The organism is Allobosea sp., assembly GCF_048595345.1.
In the GTDB taxonomy this organism is placed as follows: Bacteria; Pseudomonadota; Alphaproteobacteria; order Rhizobiales; family Beijerinckiaceae; genus Allobosea.
Genome location: NZ_JBMDWH010000032.1, coordinates 1 through 4,372 on the forward strand (window position 1 = coordinate 1; position 4,372 = coordinate 4,372).

Here is a 4,372-nt window from a genome sequence, read left to right on the forward strand (position 1 = left end):
CACGCTGATGAAGCGCGGCATCCTGGCAAGCGACGCCCAGCGCAAGCCGGGCTCGGCCATCACCGCCGCCGCCAGGGCCGAAATCGACTACCTGCTCGCGCGGGTGGCGAAGACCGATCCGAGGGCGAGGATCTGAAGCGCTCCGGGAACCCCTCTCCTGTAAGGAGAGGGGCAGGGGTGAGGTGTAGGCCCCTGGGCCAGTTAGGCAGTGTCCTCACACGCGCTGCGGTTGGGTTGTTGCTTCCCTGTCCAACGGCCTACCCCTCACCCTGCCCTCTCCCTACGGGAGAGGGTTCCCCGCGTTTCATCGGTAAAGCGGGCCGGAGCCTCAATGCCCCTTATGCGCGCCGTCGTCGCCCTTGGCGGCGATCGAGTCGACCTTGAACTCGACATCGACGCTGCCGGCCTTCTCGAAGGTGAGCGTGCCCTTCATCAGCTCGCCCATCTTCAGCGGCTGCTTCAGATCCATGAACATGATGTGGTAGCCGCCGGGCTTGAACTCGACGGTCTGGCCGGGGGCGATCGCGATGCCCTGATCGAGCGGGCGCATGGTCATGACGCCGTCCTTCACCGCCATCTCATGGATCTCCGCCCGCGCGGCGAAGGGCACGGAGACCGAAACGAGCCGGTCGGGCGCCGAGCCGGTGTTCTCGATCGAAAGATAGCCGCCGCCGACCTTGGCGCCGTTCGGCGTGGCGCGCGACCACGGGTGGCCGATCTTCAACGGCCCGGCCTTGAAGCTATGGGCGCCGGCGGCAAAACCGGCCAGCGAGGCGGCGAGCGCGATGGCGCCGACCGCGGTGAAGCGAACGAAATTCATGGGTATCATCCTTTAGGACGGCCGCAGGGCAGCCGTTGAACGGGATCCGGCCGTTGCGGGGGCGTCGGTCCGGAGGGGTCGGTTCTGGAAGGCGCGGATCAGGCGACTGGCGGCGCGCGCGACGGCGGCAGGCCACGGACAGCGCCCTGCGGCAGGCTGCCGCTCGCGGCCGGAACCAGCGCGAAGAGCCGGCTGCCGGGCGCGCACATGGCGGCCGCGGCCGGGGGCGCCGCAGCCAGAAGGGGATGATGCGCGCAGCCCTTGCAATGGGCGAGCTCGCCGAGCGGGGCCGCCGGCCCGTTCTCGCTTGGAACGGGATTGCCCGAGCAGAGCACGGCGCCCGACTCGAGGCCGAAAGCCTGCGCGCCCTGCATCGGGGCCAGCGCCATAGCGAGTACCGCCAGCGCATAGCCGACCGCGAGCCACGCCCCCAGAAGGGAGCGGCGCAGACGACCCAGCAGGCTGTCGCAGGGCGTGACCATGCCCGCACTTGCCGGGGGTTGGGCACAGGCGTCAAGCCGCGCGATGCCGCAGGCCAGGCACCAACCGAGATGGAGAAAAATCTTCTCTTTCAGAACGTTTCTTTAAAAGAACGAGATGATTGACAAACAGGACGAAACGGGCCAGATTGGCAATGTCGGTGGGTTGACCCGCCGGCCGCGGAGATTTGAGCGAGCAGCTTGCACCGCGTCACCAAAAGCTAAAGCGCCACGACGCGGTCGTGGGCTCCATGGACGGGAGACGAACATGACCATTGCGAGCACCTTCCGGGCAAGACCCCTTTCCCTCAGCCGCTGCTGTTGTCGACGCTGACGCACCGGGCGAACGCCGCCCGTTCCTGCCGATCGACATCATCCGTTCAGGCCGCTTCGCGGCGCAGAGGCTTCGAGAACCCATGATCCTTTCCCTTCCCATTGCCGGGCAGCACAGCCCGGCACAGCAGGCCTATGTCATCGAGCTGGGCGAAACCCAGGTCGGGCTCGTCAACCGCAGGGCCGATGAGCGCTTCTTCACCTTCATCGCCGCTGATGCCAGCTTCCACGCCCTGGACGGCCAGCGTTTCGCCACGCCCGGCGCGGCCGAGCAGGCGGTGCGGCTGCTCGCAAGGCCGCGGCGGCCGGCCGGTGCGTTCCGGCTGGCGTCCTGAGCCGCCATGAAGCACCTGCTTTCGCTCTGGCACCGTCTCGCCGGCCACCCCGCACGCATTGCGGTGCGGGTGCCGGTGATCGGCGACGCCCGTCGCAAGGCGCTTCGCGCCGCCATGCTCGAGCAGCTGGCCGACAGCGAATGGCCCTGCCACCCGCATTTCTGAGGTGATGATGAACGCCCCCGTCAACCCCGCCGCGCTCGCGCCCGGCGCGCGGCCGCTGGCCGCCGAGCCCGACCCGCTGATCCGCTTTCAGGATGTCGGCAAGACCTATCCCGGACGGCGCGGCCAGCAGGCCGTGACCGCCCTCTCCGGCATCGATCTGTCGGTGCCGGCGGGAGCGATCGTCGGCGTGATCGGCCGGTCCGGCGCCGGCAAATCCACGCTGATCCGCCTCGTCAACGGGCTGGAAAAGGCCACCGCCGGCCGGCTGCTCATCGAGGGCGAGGATGTCACGACCCTGAACGAGGCCGGCTGGCGCCGCCGTCGCCGCCAGATCGGCATGATCTTCCAGCACTTCAACCTGCTCTCCTCGCGCACGGTGTTCGACAATGTCGCTCTGCCGCTGGAGATCGCCGGCACGCCGAAGGCCGCCATCGCCGCCAAGGTCGAGAAGCTGCTGGCCCTGGTCGGCCTCGCCGACAAGCAGGGCCGCTACCCGGCGGAGCTCTCCGGCGGGCAGAAGCAGCGCGTCGGCATCGCCCGGGCGCTCGCCACCGATCCCAAGGTCCTGCTCTGCGACGAGGCGACCTCGGCGCTCGACCCCGAAACCACCAAGTCGATCCTGGCGCTGCTGAAGCAGGTCAACCGCGAGCTCGGCCTCACCATCCTGCTGATCACCCACGAGATCCCCGTCATCAAGGAAATCTGCGACCGAGTCGCGGTCATCGAGGGCGGGCGCATCGTCGAGGAGGGAGAGACCTTCTCGGTCTTCACCGCCCCGCAGCACCCGACCACGGCCCGTTTCGTCGAGGCGGTGACCGGCGTCGAGCTGCCCGCGCATCTGCAGGGCCGCATCCGGCCGGAAGCCCGCCCCGGCGACGCGCTGGTGCTGCGCGTCACCTTCACCGGCGTCAATGCGACGGCGCCGGTCATCAGTCGGCTCAGTTCCGTGGTCGGGGTGGACGTCAACATTCTCGCCGGGCGCATCGATGCGATCGCCGGCCGGCCTTTCGGCAGCCTGCTCGTCTCGGTGCCGGCGAGCGAGCCCGAGAGCGGGGCGGTGCTGGGCGCGCTCAAGACCCTGGACCTGAAGGCGGAGGTGATCGGCCATGTTTCCTGAGATCATCTCGCCCCAGATCCTGCAGCTCATCGGCCAGGCGACGCTGGACACGCTCACCATGGTGGCTGTGGCCGCCGGGCTCGGCACGGCGCTCGGCCTGCCGCTCGGCGTCTTCCTCGCCACGAGCCGGCGCGGGGAGCTGTTCGCGGCTCCGGCAGCCAATCTCCTGCTCGGGACGCTGGTCAACGCCACGCGCTCCACGCCCTTCATCATCCTCGTCGTCGCGATCATCCCCTTCACCCGCCTTCTCGCCGGCACCTCGATCGGCACCACGGCGGCGATCGTGCCGCTGACCGTCGCCGCCACGCCCTTCATCGCCCGGCTGATCGAGGGGGCGATCCGCGAGGTCGACCAGGGGCTCGTCGAGGCCGCCCGCGCCATGGGGGCGACGCCCCTCCAGATCGTGCGCAAGGTGCTGGTGCCCGAGGCGCTGCCGGCGATCGTGCTCGGCCTTACCCTGGCCGTGGTCAGCCTGATCGGCTTTTCGGCCATGGTCGGCGCGGTCGGTGGCGGCGGGCTGGGCGATCTCGGCATCCGCTACGGCTACCAGCGCTTCATGCCCGAGGTGATGGCTGCGGTCGTCGCCGTGCTGATCGTCCTCGTCCAGACCGTACAGAGTGTCGGCGACCGTCTCTCGCGGAGCCTGAACAAGCGCCTGCGCCACGCCTGATTTTTTCCGAAGACCCACCCTCAGCCCTCATCCTTCGAGACGCCGCGTGCCTCCTCAGGATGAGGCTGAGAGATCACCGTCCCCAACCCAAGGAACCATCCCGATGACCGCGACCATCACCCGCCGCACCGCTCTGGCCGCCACCGCGCTCGCCGCTCTCGCCCTCTCGCTCCCGGCACTGGCCCAGGACAAGCAGACCCTCCGCATCGGCGTCTCCCCCGGCCCGCATGCCGAGATTCTGGAGAAGGTGAAGCCGCTGCTCGCGCAGAAGGGCATCGACCTCAAGATCATCGAGTTCTCCGATTACGTCGTGCCGAACCAGGCGCTCGCCGCCGGTGAGCTGGAGGCCAATTCCTTCCAGAACCAGCCCTATCTCGACAATCAGGTGAAGGATCGCGGCTTCAAGATCGAGAGCGTCGGCCTCACCGTGAACTTCCCGCTCGGCATCTATTC

General features: G+C 68.7%; 7 protein-coding genes and 1 pseudogene. 6 read left to right on the forward strand and 2 right to left on the reverse strand.

Annotated features, from left to right (window positions below; translation table 11 throughout):
• A pseudogene (locus tag ACOJTB_RS04245) lies at positions 1–136 on the forward strand (dihydrodipicolinate synthase family protein); the annotation flags it as partial.
• Between the two features lie 192 nt (positions 137–328).
• Here the strand turns inward: ACOJTB_RS04245 and ACOJTB_RS04250 are convergent.
• Positions 329–820, reverse strand: coding sequence for a copper chaperone PCu(A)C (locus ACOJTB_RS04250; protein ID WP_420101275.1), 492 nt, complete (start codon positions 818–820; stop codon positions 329–331).
• Between the two features lie 98 nt (positions 821–918).
• Positions 919–1,302: a hypothetical protein gene (locus tag ACOJTB_RS04255; protein WP_420101276.1), complete on the reverse strand. Its 384-nt coding sequence runs from the start codon at positions 1,300–1,302 to the stop codon at positions 919–921.
• Between the two features lie 413 nt (positions 1,303–1,715).
• Between ACOJTB_RS04255 and ACOJTB_RS04260 the strand changes: the two genes are divergently transcribed.
• The 5 genes from ACOJTB_RS04260 to ACOJTB_RS04280 all read left to right on the forward strand — a co-directional run.
• Positions 1,716–1,967, forward strand: coding sequence for a hypothetical protein (locus tag ACOJTB_RS04260; protein ID WP_420101277.1), 252 nt, complete (start codon positions 1,716–1,718; stop codon positions 1,965–1,967).
• A 6-nt stretch (positions 1,968–1,973) separates the two neighbouring features.
• On the forward strand, positions 1,974–2,132 hold the full coding sequence (locus tag ACOJTB_RS04265; protein WP_420101278.1) for a hypothetical protein: 159 nt from the start codon (positions 1,974–1,976) through the stop codon (positions 2,130–2,132).
• Between the two features lie 7 nt (positions 2,133–2,139).
• A complete protein-coding gene (locus tag ACOJTB_RS04270) occupies positions 2,140–3,249 on the forward strand; it encodes a methionine ABC transporter ATP-binding protein (protein WP_420101279.1) in 1,110 nt (369 codons plus the stop codon).
• Entirely contained in the window at positions 3,239–3,919 is a 681-nt protein-coding gene (locus ACOJTB_RS04275; protein ID WP_420101280.1) for a methionine ABC transporter permease, read from the forward strand. Before ACOJTB_RS04270 ends, ACOJTB_RS04275 begins: the two co-directional genes overlap by 11 nt.
• 103 nt (positions 3,920–4,022) lie before the next feature.
• The coding region (locus ACOJTB_RS04280) for a MetQ/NlpA family ABC transporter substrate-binding protein (protein ID WP_420101281.1) at positions 4,023–4,372 on the forward strand (350 nt) is incomplete at its 3' end.